General features: G+C 68.2%; 11 protein-coding genes. 7 read left to right on the top strand and 4 right to left on the bottom strand.

What is annotated here, in order from left to right; genetic code table 11:
• Window positions 1-33: 33 nt before the first annotated feature.
• The 4 genes from ACGFNN_RS22340 to ACGFNN_RS22325 form a co-directional block, all read right to left on the bottom strand.
• The gene (locus ACGFNN_RS22340) at window positions 34-219 is read right to left on the bottom strand and encodes a helix-turn-helix domain-containing protein (RefSeq protein ID WP_365098010.1); all 186 of its coding nucleotides are present in this window, start codon (window positions 217-219) and stop codon (window positions 34-36) included.
• A 529-nt stretch (window positions 220-748) separates the two neighbouring features.
• Window positions 749-1549 (bottom strand): SGNH/GDSL hydrolase family protein, encoded by an 801-nt coding sequence (locus ACGFNN_RS22335; protein WP_362552222.1) that lies wholly within the window; start codon window positions 1547-1549, stop codon window positions 749-751.
• A gap of 137 nt (window positions 1550-1686) precedes the next feature.
• Entirely contained in the window at window positions 1687-2748 is a 1062-nt protein-coding gene (locus tag ACGFNN_RS22330; RefSeq protein WP_393558252.1) for a family 43 glycosylhydrolase, read from the bottom strand.
• Window positions 2745-3770, bottom strand: coding sequence for a LacI family DNA-binding transcriptional regulator (locus tag ACGFNN_RS22325; RefSeq protein ID WP_393558250.1), 1026 nt, complete (start codon window positions 3768-3770; stop codon window positions 2745-2747). Before ACGFNN_RS22325 ends, ACGFNN_RS22330 begins: the two co-directional genes overlap by 4 nt.
• 381 nt (window positions 3771-4151) lie before the next feature.
• On the opposite strand from ACGFNN_RS22325, the gene ACGFNN_RS22320 reads away from it, so the two are divergent.
• Genes ACGFNN_RS22320 through ACGFNN_RS22290 form a run of 7 tightly spaced genes read left to right on the top strand, consistent with a single transcriptional unit; the run spans window position 4152 to window position 15404 of the window.
• Window positions 4152-5711, top strand: coding sequence for an ABC transporter substrate-binding protein (locus tag ACGFNN_RS22320; RefSeq protein WP_393558248.1), 1560 nt, complete (start codon window positions 4152-4154; stop codon window positions 5709-5711).
• 25 nt (window positions 5712-5736) lie between these two features.
• Window positions 5737-6678: an ABC transporter permease gene (locus tag ACGFNN_RS22315; protein ID WP_393558246.1), complete on the top strand. Its 942-nt coding sequence runs from the start codon at window positions 5737-5739 to the stop codon at window positions 6676-6678.
• Window positions 6675-8468 (top strand): dipeptide/oligopeptide/nickel ABC transporter permease/ATP-binding protein, encoded by a 1794-nt coding sequence (locus ACGFNN_RS22310; protein WP_393558244.1) that lies wholly within the window; start codon window positions 6675-6677, stop codon window positions 8466-8468. Before ACGFNN_RS22315 ends, ACGFNN_RS22310 begins: the two co-directional genes overlap by 4 nt.
• Window positions 8461-9303 carry an ATP-binding cassette domain-containing protein gene (locus ACGFNN_RS22305; protein ID WP_393558242.1) on the top strand — a complete coding sequence of 281 codons (843 nt, stop codon included), beginning with the start codon at window positions 8461-8463 and terminating at the stop codon, window positions 9301-9303. The genes ACGFNN_RS22310 and ACGFNN_RS22305 overlap by 8 nt, the downstream gene beginning before the upstream one ends.
• Window positions 9300-11813, top strand: coding sequence for a family 78 glycoside hydrolase catalytic domain (locus tag ACGFNN_RS22300; RefSeq protein ID WP_393558240.1), 2514 nt, complete (start codon window positions 9300-9302; stop codon window positions 11811-11813). Before ACGFNN_RS22305 ends, ACGFNN_RS22300 begins: the two co-directional genes overlap by 4 nt.
• Complete coding sequence (locus ACGFNN_RS22295) at window positions 11806-14049, top strand: family 78 glycoside hydrolase catalytic domain (RefSeq protein ID WP_393558238.1); 2244 nt, start codon at window positions 11806-11808, stop codon at window positions 14047-14049. The genes ACGFNN_RS22300 and ACGFNN_RS22295 overlap by 8 nt, the downstream gene beginning before the upstream one ends.
• On the top strand, window positions 14046-15404 hold the full coding sequence (locus tag ACGFNN_RS22290; protein WP_393558236.1) for a hypothetical protein: 1359 nt from the start codon (window positions 14046-14048) through the stop codon (window positions 15402-15404). The genes ACGFNN_RS22295 and ACGFNN_RS22290 overlap by 4 nt, the downstream gene beginning before the upstream one ends.
• Window positions 15405-15422 lie beyond the last annotated feature (18 nt).

Here is a 15422-nt window from a genome sequence, read left to right as displayed (position 1 = left end):
TTCGGATACGATGCCTCACCCCCCTGACCACGCTCACGCAGCTTGCTGCTGACAGACCCACCTCTGAACGTCACTGATCTTGAACTGCAGCTTGGCGTTACGGCCACTGCCGAACTTGTACGCCGCCAACCCATGACGACGCGCATCACGGTATAGCCAAGTCAGCGAAACGTTGAGGTATTCGGCGGTCTGCTTGGCATCCATAAACTGCGCAGCCACAGGAAGGCTCCTAAGGTAGACGAGCTGCCACCTTCCCGACCTTTCCCCACTTGGTCAGGCTCTCAGTCGATGATAGGAGGCCAAGGTCCCCGACCCACGTGCCCCAGGCGGGTCGGGCAACCGCCTGACTGTCGTGCTTGCTCTCACCGTGTGCACGGTGCCGACCGGTGCGACCTCGCCAGACTGGACGTCGGCAGAAGGGCCAACGAGATCACCTGCTTTCAGTCGCTGCCGGGCACCCGTCGCCGAGCGGGTCGGCGCCGCCGTCACCAGACGCCATGCACACCCAGCGCGAGCACGCCGATTACCTTCTCGCCCGGGGCGCCCACTACACCCCGGAAGACGAGGACGTCGCCCCACCCGGATGCGAAAGCGGCGTCAAGGGTGGTGAGCACGTCGCCGTCGGTGACGTCAGAATCTCGGGGCTGCGTAGTCAACCTCACGCACAAACCCGCTGGGGATGTTGGCAACGGAGAGGAGGAGCAGTGCGGTTGGGCCCTTCCCCCATCGGACCCAACCGCACTGGCGGTCAGCCGGTGGCTGAAGTGAGCGCCGGCAGGTAGCCGAGGCGGTAGCCGTCGGCCGTGGGGTGGAGCGCAGTGAGGTTGACGATGGGGTAGATCCACGACTTGCTGGAGCAGACAGCGTGCCCGGCGAAGAACGGCTGAGCATCGACGAAGCGGAAGCCGGCCTTGGCGACGCTGGCGGACAGGGTCTGGTTGAGCGCCCTGGCGAACCGGTTGAGTTCCTTGCGCTGGAACTGATTGGGGGCGATCCAGACGCTGCACGAAGCCGTGGCCTCGAACAGGTTCGGGTAGCCGAGCACATAGACGTCCGCGTTCGGCGCCGCATTCTTGATCGCGGCGTAGGTCGCGTCGACCTTGGAGCCGACGGCCGGCATGTTCGCCACCGCCTGGTCGACGGCGGCGGTGCAGGCCGCGTCACCGGACTGCAGGCAGGTCAGCACCTTCTCTCCCCAGCCGGTGTCGTTGCCCCCGATGGTGATGGTGACGACGTCGGTGTCGGCGGACAGCCCGGAGAGCTGCTTGCTCAGCACGTCGTCGGTCACCGCGCCACCACAGGTCACATCGGTGAACGAGGTGATGCCGTGGGCCTTGGCCCAGAGCGCGGGATAGCCCTGTGGGCTGCGACCGCAGTCCAGGTCGGTGGTGGCCCCGCCGACACCGGCGGAGTAGGAGTCCCCCATCGCCACGTACTTGGTGGTCGAGTCGTAGGCGGAGGTCTGAGCGTGGGCGGGTGCGGTGAGCAGGCCGAGGGCGGCCGCCAGGGGAACAGCGGCGGAGAGCAAGCGAATGCTTCGTCTTCTCATGGTGCCTCCAGGGGTGCGGCTCGTCGGAGGTCGTCCGTCGATGCGCGGCGTCCGACCGCAGCGAGAACGGGTTAACGGCGAGTAACGTAGAGGCACCTTTACTCCACGTCAAGGTCTTTGGATCGATTCATTTTTCCTCATTGAAAATCCTCGATCCGCCACTCGTCGCGCCAGTCGAGGATCGGCATGTCGCCCTGGAACCGCAGGGGCAGCCACACGTAGTCGGCACGGGACGTGTCGACCACCACCGCGTCCAAGGGGGTGCGAAGCCCGGTCGCCTCACCCGAGAACAAGCGCCTGAAGTGCCCGGGCGCCTGCTGGGCCACTTCCGCAGGGACGTCCGGCAACCACCGGTCCGCGAGCGCGATGTACAAGTCCTTCTTGCCCGGATGCCGGAAGACCGAGCTGACCTGCGATCGGAAAGACATGCCCGTGGGATCCGCGGGGTGAGGGTCGCCGAGGACGGTCCACGGTCCGTGGTATGTCTGCGCGACAGCGGCTTCGGACTGGTTCGGGAAGTACGCAGTGGTGCCCGACGTGATCAGGTAGTGCAGCCCGTGGCGGCTGAAGTAGGACGGAGCTTCCCGGACTTCAGGCGGCTGCCGCCGGGGGAAGTGGGTGGAGTAGTAGCCCGTGACGCCGGTGTAGTCGTCGGTGAGGTCCGCACAGATGAGCTCGCTGTGGACCCGCTCGAAGTAGGTGTAGGCCTTGCCGTCGTCGGGTGCGACGGCGAGATCGAAGTCTCCGGCGCTCATACCGAGAGGGCGCAGCCCGGTACGCACGATCTCGTAGGGGCCGAGCAGACGGTCGGCGACAAGTATCGTCGCGGTCTGAACGCCGTCGGCGCCCATGACCTTCAGCCAGCACACGTACCGGCCCGATCGCGCGTCATGGATGATGTGCGGTCGGTCCACCATCTGCGCCGGGTGCAACGGTGAGGTGGGATCGTCCTCGTCGGGCGGGATGATCAGGCCTTCGTCGGTCCAGTTGTAGAGATCCGTCGAGGAGTAGCACCGGATCCCCCAGTGCCATACGCCGCTTCCGGGTGTCGATCTCTCCTTGTTCTCGCCGTACCAGTAGAAAGTGCCGTCGTGATGCAGGATCGAGCCGCCGTGGGCCTGGATCCGGTTGCCGTTCGTGTCTCGCCACACCTGGCCGGGCCTGATGGCCGTGTGCAAGGCGTTGGAGGCTCTCGTCATCGGTGGTCACTCTCTCTTCGTGGTTCCGTCGTCCCTCGGATGATCAGCGACGGTGTGATGGCGTGGGTTACGGGATTGCGGCGACCGTCGATGCGTTCGCGCATGAGCCGGGCGCTCGTCGAACCGTTCAGCTTGCCGGCGGGATCGATGGTGGTGAGGGAGATCTGGGGCAGCGCGCCCACCGGGATGTTGTCGGCGCCGACCACCGCCAGGTCCTCCGGGACTCGCAGGCCGCGTTCATGGGCCGCCCGCAACACCCCCAGTGCAACTGTGTCGGTGCCTGCAAAGACGGCCGTCGGCGGTTCCGCGCGCTCCAGCGCGGTCAACGCACCCGTGTGGCCACCCTCTTCGCTGTAGTCGGTCGTGATGACGTCGGGCTCCAGGCCGTGGTCGCGCATCGCTGAGACGTAGCCGTCCTCGCGTGCCGTCTGCGGTAGCACCGAAGGGCGGCGGAACCCACCCATCGGCATGGCGATATGACAGATCCGCTCGTGCCCCAGACCGGCGAGATGCTCCACGGCGAGCCTGGCGCCCATCGCGTCGTCGTCCATCACGCTGTCGAAGTGACGACCACCGCCGTGTCTGCCTATCAGAACGGTCGGGATCATCTGCCCGAGAGCCTCCAACGCGCTGTACGCCAGGGCGGGGACAACCAGGATCAGCCCGTCCGGGTTCCGGTGCAGCATCGCGTCGATACAGCTGCGCTGACGTGCCCGAGCGCTTGCGGCTGGGGCAAGCAGAACGTCGAGCGAGGATTCCTCGAGACCTTCCTGGATGCCCTCTGTGATCTGTCCCACGATCGGCTCGCGAATATCGGCCACGACGCCGACCGTGTGAGACCTTCCCCGCATGGCACGAGCGGCGGCGTTCGGCCGGTAGCCGAGCTCGCCCACGGCGTGCAGGACCTTCTCCCGCATCGCCGCACTGACGCCGTAGCCGTCGTTGAGCACTTTGGACACAGCTGCGGGTGAGACGCCCGCGGCACGTGCGACATCGCGGATCGTGACACGGGGGACGTTCACCTGATCCTCCTGTATCTGGCGAGGCGTACGGCCCCTCAGGGCCGAACGGCCTCGCATCGCCGCGTCCTCATGTCCCCCGAGGGCTATCTTGTGAACCCTTCTACACCTCGCCTCGACGCGGCCACAAACAGTGCGAGCAGAACGCGTCACCTTGTCGGCTCTCAGGCGTCCCTCACCACAGAAGCCACTGCACAAGGCTTGACAGCTTTCACGCCACCAGACCTAGACTCCGAGTAAAGCTCAGAAACCGTTCCACAGGTTCTGAGTCATCCAGGGCTGGCGGCGACCCCATGAGGGCCAGCCGCAGGAGCTGCCCCATCACTTCATCAACTCCCCCGTCTCCGCGGACAACCGCGGGGCGGACCGTGTCGAGGAGTACACATGTCAACCAGAAGACGCCGGGGTCTTCCGTACGTCACGGGCAGCGCTCTGCTTCTGACGGCACTCGTCGTGAGCGGCTGCACAAGTGCGGGTACGGACGGCGACGGTGCGGGCGGGGCCACCGGCGCCGGCGGCAAGGACAACCTGGTCCTGGGGCTCGAGACCGACATCCCCGGCTGGGATCCGTCCAAGCTGCTGCCCGGATCCGTGCAGTGGGCGTCGGACGCCGTGTACGACACGATCTTCAACTGCGACGAGGTCGGCAACATCTCGCCGAACATCGCCGAGAGCTACGAGTTCACGGACAACAACACCAAGCTCACCCTGCATCTGCGGGCCGGAATGAAGTTCAGCGACGGCACCAAGCTGGACGGTCCGGCGGTCAAGACCGCACTGGAGTACCAGGCGAACTCGCCTGGTGGGAAGAGCTACCTCCCCGGCGTCAAGGTCTCGTCACCGGACGCCGAGACCGTGGTCCTGACGACACCGACGCCCAAGTCCTACCTCACCACGATCATGTGCATGAGCTCGGGTGCGATCGCCAGTCCCGCGTACCTCAAGTCGGAGAAGAGGGACGTGGCACCGGTGGGCTCCGGCCCCTACCTCTACGACGCGGCCGCCTCCAAGCCGGGCTCGGTCTACGTGCTCACCAAGAACCCCGACAACTGGAACGCGGACCACTACCCGTACAAGAAGATCACGCTGAAGGTCCTTTCCGACCGGACCGCACGGATCAACGCCCTGAAGACGGGACAGATCTCCGGTGCGATCACCGACGCTTCGGCGCTGAGCCAGCTCAAGTCCTCCGGCCTGAAGTCGCTTACGCAGCACGGCCAGTGGGCCGGACTGCTCCTCACGGACCGCAAGGGCAAGACCGTCCCCGCGCTCGGCGACGTCCGAGTCCGCCGTGCCATCAACATGGTGTTCGACAAGGCCGCCATCGCTCAGAAGCTCTACCGGGGGCAGGCCCAGCCCACCCCGCAGATCTTCCGCAAGAACAGCACGGCGTGGATCGACGGTCTCAAGGATCCTTACCCCTACGACCTCAAGGCCGCCAAGAAGCTCATGGCCGACGCCGGTTACGCCGACGGCTTCTCCCTGGAGATCCCCTTCATCGCCGGCACCGGCTACGACGCCGCAATGCCGGTGGTCATCCAGGGCCTGAAGGAACTCAACATCAACGCCAAGCAGGTCACGCTGTCCGGGTCCAACGCCCTTCTGGACGTGCTCAGCGGTAAGTACCCCGTCATCTTCTGGCCGCTCGGCAACCACGGTGACTCCCGCCTGACCATCGACGGCGCCATGCTGCCGACCTCGGTGTGGAACACCCACAAGGTCGCGGATCCCTCGATCGAACAGCTCTGGCAGACCATTCTCACCAGCAAGGGCGAGAAGGCCGACACGGCGCAGCAGAAGATCAACCAGCACGTCATCGACGAGGCGTGGTTCGCACCGTGGGTCTACATGGACAGCTTCTTCGGCTACGACCCGAAGAGCATCGACATCAAGAAGTCCAGCGACCCGAACCAGCTCGCTCCCAAGCTGAGCGACTTCCGTTAACCAGCCCTCACGAGTGGCGCCTCTCATGGTCAAAGTCATCTGCATCCGTGTCGCCAGGGCCGCGGCGGTATTCTTCGCCGTCACCTTCGTGACCTTCGCGCTGGTGTACGCCAAACCCGTCGCCATCGCCCGCAACATCGTCGGGGTGAGCGCGACCGACGAGGCCGTGCAAGCCCAGGTCGTCCAACTCGGTCTGGACCGGCCGATGCTGGACCAGTATCAGCACTGGCTCGCCGGCCTCTTCCACGGTGATCTGGGGCAGTCGTTCTTCACCGGGCAACCGGTCATGTCCACGCTGCAGATCAGGTTCCCCGTCACGCTCGCGCTGATGCTCATCAGCCTGGCCCTCACCATCGTCCTCAGTGTCTGGATGGGAGTTGCCTCCGCCGTCCGCGGGGGCTGGCCGGACCGGCTCCTCCAGTTCCTCTCCGTGATCGGCGGGGCAGTCCCCTCCTTCATCGTGGCGATCGGTCTCGTCTTCGCCTTCGCCGTCGCTCTGCCGATCTTCCCCGCCACCGGATACGTCTCCCCCGACGCCGGAATCGGCAGATGGGCGGCCTCGGTCACCCTGCCCGTGGTCGCGATCCTCGTCGGGTCCATCGCGAGCGCGGCAGCCCAGTTCCGCAGCGCCGTCAAGGATGTCCTCGAACGTGACTTCGTCCGCACGTTGCGGGCCAGGGGTATCTCCGAGCGGGCGATCGTCTATCGGCACGTCCTGCGGAACGCGGGCGGGCCGGGGCTGACCGTCCTCTCCTTGCTGACCATCGGACTCCTCGGCGGTGTCGTGATCATCGAAGAGGTCTTCGCGCTGCCCGGCATGGGTGTACTCGTCGCCGACTCGGCAGCCCGCAGCGACGTCCCGGTGGTCATGGGGTGCGTAGCCGTCACCGTGCTCCTGGTCACGGTCGTGAACCTGCTGACCGACCTGCTCACCGCAGCACTCAATCCGAAAGCGAGGGCGTCATGACGACGCAGCCCGTCGCGGCGCCCCGGGAAGCGGCCGAACCGGCCCCGGCCGGACGTGGTCGAAGCGCCTGGGTGGGGCGCCTCCTGCACAATCCGATGGCTCTGGCGTGTCTCGTGTTCCTGGGCGCCGCGATCCTGTTCGGTCTCTCCAGCCCGTGGCTCGCGCCGTACGCACCGAACGCGACACTGCTCGACGCCGTGAACGCGCCGCCCCTGAGTCCTGGGCACTTCCTCGGCGGCGACGGATCGGGGCGGGACATACTGTCCCGTCTCATGTGGGGCACACAGCGGACGTTCTTCGCCTGCGCCATCATCCTGTGCAGTGCGCTGGTCGCGGGTGTTCCGGCCGGCCTCGTCGCCGGATACCGGCGGGGGGCGGCCGACCCACTCATCAACTGGGTCTCCGACCTGATCATGACGCTGCCGGGCATCGTCATGCTGATCGCGCTGTACACGCTCACCGGGCCCAATCTCGTCGCCGCCATGATGGTGTTCGGCGTCCTGGTGGCACCGTCCTACTTCCGGCTCGTGCGGGGCGTGGTCCTCGGCGTTCGCGGCGAACTCTATGTGGACGCCGCGAAGGTCATGGGACTTTCGGACACGCGGATCGTCGGGCGTCACATTCTGTGGGCCGTGCGCGCGCCCGTCATCATCCAGAGTGCGTTCGTGCTCGGCGGAGGCATCGCGATCCAGGCCGCCGTGGACTTCCTCGGCCTCGGTGATCCGTCCAAGGCGTCCTGGGGCGCGATGCTCCAAGAGGCCTTCGCGAACATCTACACCAACGGATGGAGCGTTGTCTGGCCCGCGACGCTGATCAGCCTGACGGGTCTGGCCCTGGTGCTGCTCGGCAACGCGCTGCGCGACGCGCTCCAGGTGGGTGCGGCGCAGCACGCCATGCCGGGCCGCCGACGGGCGCGACTCGCCGCCGAATTCGCGGCGCGACCGAAGACGGAGTCGCCGGAGGGCGGACCGCTGCCGGCCACCGACGCCCTGCTGTCCGTGCGCGGCCTGCGGGTGGCGTATCCCACGGCGGACGAAGGTACGACGGAGGTGGTGCACGGCGTCGACCTCGACATCCGCGCGGGTGAGATCCGGGGTCTGGTCGGTGAGTCCGGATCCGGTAAGACCCAGACCGCGTTCTCGGTGCTCGGCATCCTGAGCGCCCATGCCCTGATCGGAGGCTCTGTCGTCTTCGACGGCGAGGATCTGCTGGCGGATCCGGCGGCGCAGGCCCGCAGCCGTGGGCGACGCGTCGCGTACGTCCCGCAGGAGCCGATGACGAATCTGGACCCCTGCTTCACGGTCGGCACGCAACTCGTCCAGGGTCTGCGCGCGGTCCGTCGCCTCAGTGCCGCGGAGGCGAGGAGCGAGGTGCTGGCTCTCCTCGCGCGCGTCGGAATCAAGGACCCGGAGCATGTCTTCGGCCTGTATCCGCATCAGATATCCGGTGGGATGGCGCAGCGTGTCCTGATCTGCGGGGCGGTCGCGGCCGGCCCGGACGTCATCATCGCCGACGAACCGACCACGGCCCTGGACGTCACGGTCCAGGCGGAGGTCCTGGACCTGCTGCGGGAGCTACGCGACGAACGCGGCCTCGGGATGCTCCTCGTGACCCACAACTTCGGTGTCGTCGCCGATCTGTGCGACACCGTCAGCGTGATGAAGGACGGGCGCATCGTCGAGTCGGGAGACGTGCGGAGCATCTTCTCCCACCCGCGCCACCCGTACACGAAGGAACTGTTGTCCTCGACCCGGGTCGTGGACCTGGAGGAGGTGCCCACCGATGGCTGAGCCGACATCCGAGACCGAGCCGCCCGCGGTGGTCGACGTGCGGGACATGGAGATCGCCTACGGCAGCCGCCGGAAGCGGGTCGACATCGTCAAGGGAGTCTCGTTCTCCATCGCGCCGGGCGAGACCATGGGTCTCGTCGGCGAGTCCGGGTCGGGAAAGACCACGATCGGGCGAGGACTGCTGGGCCTCGCACCGGTCGTGGGCGGGACGATCACCTTCCGCGGGCAGGACATCACCGGTCTGTCGCGGTCCCGGCGGCGTCAACTCGTCCGCGACATCCAGGTGGTCTTCCAGGACCCGTACTCCTCCCTCAATCCGTCGATGACGATCGAGGACATCCTGACGGAGCCGCTCCGCGTGGCCGGTCTGAGCGACGGCCGTACGCGGGTGCGGGAACTGCTCCGCCAGGTCGGCCTCCCCGACGACACCGGGGCGCGCCATCCACACGAGTTCTCCGGCGGTCAGCGGCAACGCATCGCCATCGCCCGGGCTCTGGCCCTGCGGCCGAGCCTGATCATCTGTGACGAGCCCACCAGCGCACTGGACCTGACGACGCAGGCCAAGGTGCTCGACCTCCTCCGTGACATCCAGCGCGACACCGGTGCGGCCTATCTGTTCATCAGCCACGACCTGGGGGTGGTGCGGGAGATCAGCGACCGCATCGCCGTACTGCACAACGGCGAGATCGTCGAACTCGGCGACAGCGAGCAGGTGTCCCTCCGCCCTGCCCATCCCTACACTCAGAGGCTCCAATTGGCCACACCCGTACCGAACCCCGACGTCCAGGCACGCCGACGGCGCAAGCGCCGAGAACTGCTGGAGGCCGGGGCATGAGCACACGACTGCCCGGTCGCGACCGCGACCAGCCGTGGCGGGGCCACTGGATCGGAGCCGAGCAGGCGCCGGTACCCGGCGTCTCCGGGGGGCTGTCGGGGCGGGGGTTCTCCCGCGTGCTCTTCCGCAAGGAGTTCCGCGTCGGTTCCGTGCCGACATCCGTTCCCCTGCGGCTCACTGCGGACAGCCGGTTCGTCGTGTGGGTCAACGGTAAGGAGGCCGGGCGCGGGCCCGTGCGGGCCCAGCCCCGCCGCTGGCGGTACGAGACGTTCGACATCGCGCCGTTCCTGGAGACCGGCCCGAACGTGGTCGCCGTGCTGGTCACCTACTACGGCAGTGCCACCTCGTGGTGGTTCGCAGCAGCGCCCGAGGGCGGAATCAACGGAGACGCGTGCCTCGTTCTGGACTGTCTGCCGGGCGGGCCGGACGAGTTGGTCAGCGACGCCTCGTGGCGTGTCCACCGCTCCACCGCCTGGCACTCCCTGGGCACCTTCGGAGTGCCCTGCGAAGTGCTGGACGCCCGAGAACTGCCGACGGGGTGGACCCGTCCCGGCTTCGACGACAGCCACTGGTCCACGGCGACGGTCCTAGCGGCACGGCACTGGGGCGGACTCGGACGCAGCCGGCCGCCGGTCAGCCCGTACGGGAAGTTGCTCCCCCGCCCCATCGCCGTACTCGGGGGCGACACGATCCGCCCGGCCGCCGTGCTGGACGCCCGGCTCCGGCAGAAGCCCGTGTGGGCGAGTGAGCATCCGGGCTCGCGCGTGGTGCAGCATCTGGAGTCGCCCGGCGATCCGGTTGCTGCCGAGAGCCGCCTGCCGCTCTCCGCCTCGCTCGACGCGAACCGGACGCTCGATGCGGTCATTGACTTCGGCGCGATGACCGCGGGCTTCGTGGAACTGGCCGTGGACGCCCCGACCGGAACCGTCTTCGAGCTCGGATACCGTGAGAAGCCCAAGTCCGTCGGCATCGTCGAGACCACGTCCGATTATGCGGCCGGCGCGCGGTACATCAGTCCTGGCGGCCGGTCGGTGTACGCGGCACTGGAACTGGCAGGGCTGCGCTACCTCTACCTCACCGTGCACACTCCTGAAGCGGCCGAGGTGACGATCGTCGATGTCTCGGTGCGCGAGAACGTCTACCCGCACACCGGGTCGGCGTACTTCCGCAGCGACGACGAGGAGATCGACCGGATCTACCGAGCCGGCATCCGCACGGTACAGCTGAACTCCTTCGACGCGTACACGGACTGTCCGACCCGCGAGCAGCGCGCCTGGACCGGCGACGGCGTCGTTCACCAGATGGTGCATCTGGCGACGAACGAGGACTGGCGCCTGGCGCAGCACTACGTGGAGCTCGCCAACTCGCCGCGTTCCGACGGCATCCTGCCGCTGAGCGTGGCCGGTGACTTCGAGAAGTTCCAGGGGTTCACCATCCCCGACTGGTCGCTCCACTGGGTCCGTGGCGTGCACAACCTCTACCGCTACACCGGCGACCGCGAGCGCATCGCCGCCTACCTGCCGAGCGTGGAACGGGTGCTGCGCTGGTACGAGCAGCACCTGGACGAGCACGGGACGCTCAGCGATCTGCCGGAGTGGAATCTGGTGGACTGGTCCAGCGTCTTCACGACCGGCCGCACCTCGATAGTGTCCGCGCTGTGGGCCCGCGGTCTGATCGAGTACGCGGAGTTGTGCGACTGGGTGGGCAACTCCGGTTCCGCAACCTGGGCCCGGGAGCTGCACGCTGGTGTGGTCGCCTCCTTCGACGACTTCTGGGACGCGCGCCGGGGGCTGTACGTCGACCACTTCGTGGACGGTGAACGCAGACCGGCCGCCTCGCAGGCTGCGAACGCCGCCGCGATCGTGTCCGGCCTCGCGCCGCGCGAGCGGTGGCGCGCGATCGCCATGGCGATGACGGACCGGTCCACGCTCGTCACCCGGTCCTGGATCGGCGGTGACGGGGGCTACGACATCCAGAAGGAAGAGGATCAGCGGCGCGGCATCCAACGCATCGACTGGGACGTCGAACGGGAAGTCGTACGGGCACAGCCGTTCTTCAGCTACGTCCTGCACGACGCCATGGCCCGTGCGGGGCTCGCCGACGGGATCGTCGACCTCGTGCGCGACTGGTCGGTCTTCCTTGACGGCGGCTACGACACCTTCGGCGAGTGCTGGGGCTGGGGCACGCCGGTGCACGGCTGGTCCAGCACGCCGACCCGCGACCTGGTGGTACACGTGCTGGGCATCGCCCCGGACCTGCCGGGATTCGAGCGGGTGCGAATCGCACCCCGGCCGGGGCCGCTCCGCTCCATCGCGGGCTCGGCACCGACACCGTACGGACCGGTCGAGGTCGACATCCGCGGTGAAAAGGCCACGGTGTCCAGCCCCGTACCGATCCGCTTCGTCGCCCCCGACGGCGGCAGCCGTCAGCTCCCCGCCGGCAGCCATCACTTGGTGATGGCGCGCGCGGTGCCCACCATCGACAACACCTCAGGGAAGCCGTGTGCTTGATACCAGCGACATGATCACGTGCGACGCCGAACGGTCGGCGGCAGTCGTCCTCACCCACTCCTTCCGGCTCGACCGCGACGCCGCCCACGTGCGTTCCGCCCGCCTGCGCGCGACCGCGCACGGCGTGTACGAGGCACGCGTCAACGGCCGGCCGGTGTCAGACGCACTGCTCTCCCCCGGCTGGTCGTCGTACGAGTGGCGTCTTCCGGTGAGCGAGGACCGAGTGGACCATCTCCTGGAGCCGGAGAACACCATCGAGGTGCGCCTCGGCAACGGATGGTGGCGGGGCGATCTCGGCTTCACCGGCATGCGGCTCAACTATGGTCCCGAGCTGGGGTTCATCGCCGAGCTGGAGGTGCAGTACGCCGACGGCCACGTACAGCGAGTGGGTACCGGCGAGCGTTGGCACGCGCACGCTTCCGACACCGTGGAGAACAACCTGTACGACGGGCAGCGCATCGACGCCCGGTTGCGCGGGACGCGACTGTCGCTGCCGGTGCGGCGAGTGGACGTCGACCGGTCACGGTTCGTCGCCAGCGTGAGTCCGGGCGTGACCCGTCAGGAGATCCTGAAGCCACGCCGTTTCAGCGTGCTGCCTTCCGGTGGGACGCTCGTCGACTTCGGGCAGAACCTGGTCGGCTGGGTGCGGATGCGTGCGCGGGGACCGGCCGGCACAGTGATCGTCCTGCGCCATGCGGAGGTGCTGTCCGAAGGGGAGTTGGCCGTCCGGCCGCTGCGGTCGGCGAAGGCGACAGACACGTTCGTCCTGTCGGGCGGGGACGACGCCTTCGAGCCGACTTTCACCTTCCACGGCTTCCGTTATGTCGAAGTGAGCGGATACCCAGGAGAGTTGACAGCCGACGACCTGGAGGCCGTGGTCGTCCACTCCGACCTCCGCCGCACCGGGAACTTCTCCTGCTCCTCGCCGCTGGTGAACCAGCTGGTCGAGAACTCCGTACACTCGCAGAAGGGGAACTTCCTCGCCCTGCCCACGGACTGCCCGCAGCGCGATGAGCGACTGGGGTGGACCGGCGACATCGCGGCGTACGCGCCCACGGCGTGCTTCCAGTTCGATGTCGCGGACTTCTTGCACGGCTGGCTCCTCGATCTGGAGACCGAGACGCGCCACTGCGGCACGAAGGCCGTGCCCGCCGTGGTACCGGACTTGCTGAAGTACGCTCCGCCACCCGGTCCGGGCGACCTTCCCATGCGCGGCGTTCCGACGGCGGTGTGGGCCGACGCGGCGGTGTGGGTCCCTCAGGCACTGTGGCATGCCTACGGTGACCGCGACCGGCTCGCCGCGCACTACCCCGGCATGGTGCTGCACCTGGAGTCGGTCGTCGCCGCGCTCTCGGTCACCGGCCTGTGGGACCAGGGCTTCCAGTGGGGCGACTGGCTCGACCCGGACGCGGCGCCGGACCGTCCCTCGGACGCGAAGGCCGACCCGGGCGTCGTCGCCACCGCGTGTCTCGTGCGGTCCGCGGAGTTCGCCGCCGAGGCTGCGGACGTGCTCGGCTACGCTGAGGACCACCGCAGGTGGACGGAGTTGGCCGCGAGAACCAGGACCGCCTTCGGCGAGCACTACGTGGCGCCGGACGGGCGGATCCGGTCCGACTGCGCGACCGTGTACGCCCTGGCGATCCGTTTCGGGCTCCTCGACGATCCCCGGCGGCGCGCGGCCGGGGCCCGGCTGGCAGAGATCGTCCGGGAGAGCGGCCACCGTGTCACCACCGGCTTCATCGGGACCCCGTACGTCACCTGGGCACTGGCCGAGACGGGGCATGTGGAAGACGCCTACCGGCTGCTCCTGCAGACCGAGTGCCCGTCCTGGTTGTACCCGGTCACCATGGGCGCGACCACGATCTGGGAGCGGTGGGACTCGATGCTGCCCGACGGCACCGTCAACAGCGGCGAGATGACCAGCTTCAATCACTACGCGCTCGGCGCGGTCGCCGACTGGCTGTACCAGGTGGTCGCCGGCATCCGCCCCGCCGAGCCCGGCTACAGCCGGATCAGGCTCGAACCCGTGCCGGGCCCGGGTCTGGAGTGGGCGCGCGCGTCGCTGGACACCAACGGCGGCACCGTCGAGTGCGGCTGGGAGCGGCAGGGCGACCGGATCCACGTCCGCGCGGTGGTCCCGGACGGGATACACGCCGATGTGGTCCTGCGGGACGGTTCCAAGCACGTGGTCGGTGGGGGCACCCACATATTCACCTATGAGGAGGGAGACCTGTGAGCGACGCAACCTGGGTGAAGCGCCTCGTCGGTGACGGTCCCGACGACCCCGCCGAGAGGATCCTGGAAGTTCGGACGGAGAACCGTCCGATGCCGGACGGCAGCGACGTCGGGGTGATCAACTTGCGGTTCACCGCCGAGGATCTGCGCGGCGAAACGTACGAGGCGACCGCGAGGATCCTCGTACCGCCGGCTCTCGAAGAGCCTTCATCACCTGTCCCCGTGTGGTTCAACTGCGGTTACGAGCTTCCCGAGCCGATGGCCCTGGACCGCGTTCATCGCGGCTGGATCGTGGTGACCCCTTGTGAGCCCGCTCCGGACTCTGTCTTCCCGGGCGCCAACCCTCTCGTGCGGGGTCCCAACACGGATTTCGTCCTGGCCCATCTGGTGCGGGGAATGCCCTTCGTGGACCCGGCCGCGATCGTGTATGCCGGTGGCAGCGCCGGAGGGTACGCGGCGCTGCTGACCGCCGCCGAGGCCTTCCCGGCGGCCGTGGCCGCGACCACGGTCCCGGTCGTCAACCTGACCCATCAGGGCGCCCACCTGTTCGCCACGCTCCCCACGGTGACGGCAGATCCACCGCCGGACCATCCGGCGGTCCCGGTGCTGCGGGCGGTCTTCGTGCCGATGGCGGAAGGGCTGCGAGCGGCCTACGGCGAGGATCTGACCGGAACCGGATGGTCCGCGCACTCGCCGGTCGAGCACATCGACCGGATAACCTGCCCGGTCGCTGCGGTCTTCAGCACGGCCGATTTCCTCGTGCCACTCGACCAGGTGGGCAGCGGCATCGTGGGCCTTCCGTCGGTGGCCGCCGCCTCACGCCCCGGACACGCCTCGGTACGGCTGCTGGACGCCTTGGGCGACCGCGCCGACGTCCGCGTCGTCCCCGTGCCACCGGGCGCCCCCGCCATGGAGGATCTCGACCTCACGCAGGTCGTGGCGGAGACGCCGCTCCCACTGCCCGACACGCTGGGCGACGGCACCAGCTGGCTGATCACCGTCGTCGACGAGGGGCCGGCCGAGTTCGGTGGCCACTGGCGGCACGCCCTCGCTCCAGATCACGAACCGTTCGCTCGGCGGGCGCTGGCGCAGGGCACGGGGGTGGAGCAGCTCACCCGCGCAAAACTCGGCCAGTTGCTCGACCGCTACCGCGGTACCGAGTGGCTCGCCCCCGGCTATTCCCACCTGGACCGGCCTGCGGCCGAACGCCTCGACGTCGAGCGCGGGCTGCGGGCGTACTGCACCCGCTCTCCCTCTCATGCCCACCGCTTCGCCGAGCTCTACGCGGAAGTGGACGAAGACAGCCGCGTCCTGCCGGACCACCTGGTGCGCGCGCTGGCCGGTCACCCGGCCTGACGCGCTCCCGCACACCCA

It is taken from the genome of Streptomyces sp. NPDC048590 (genome assembly GCF_043199535.1).
GTDB lineage: Bacteria > Actinomycetota > Actinomycetes > Streptomycetales > Streptomycetaceae > Streptomyces.
The sequence above is the reverse complement of the archived record's forward strand: the minus strand, read 5'-3'. Positions and strand labels throughout refer to the sequence as shown.

Bases quoted from the DNA above. Each gene is read 5' to 3' on its own strand.
- ACGFNN_RS22335 (WP_362552222.1), bottom strand. From the start codon at position 1,549: ATGAGAAGACGAAGCATTCGCTTGCTCTCCGCCGCTGTTCCCCTGGCG.
- ACGFNN_RS22330 (WP_393558252.1), bottom strand. From the start codon at position 2,748: ATGACGAGAGCCTCCAACGCCTTGCACACGGCCATCAGGCCCGGCCAG.
- ACGFNN_RS22320 (WP_393558248.1), top strand. From the start codon at position 4,152: ATGTCAACCAGAAGACGCCGGGGTCTTCCGTACGTCACGGGCAGCGCT.
- ACGFNN_RS22315 (WP_393558246.1), top strand. From the start codon at position 5,737: ATGGTCAAAGTCATCTGCATCCGTGTCGCCAGGGCCGCGGCGGTATTC.
- ACGFNN_RS22310 (WP_393558244.1), top strand. From the start codon at position 6,675: ATGACGACGCAGCCCGTCGCGGCGCCCCGGGAAGCGGCCGAACCGGCC.
- ACGFNN_RS22305 (WP_393558242.1), top strand. From the start codon at position 8,461: ATGGCTGAGCCGACATCCGAGACCGAGCCGCCCGCGGTGGTCGACGTG.
- ACGFNN_RS22300 (WP_393558240.1), top strand. From the start codon at position 9,300: ATGAGCACACGACTGCCCGGTCGCGACCGCGACCAGCCGTGGCGGGGC.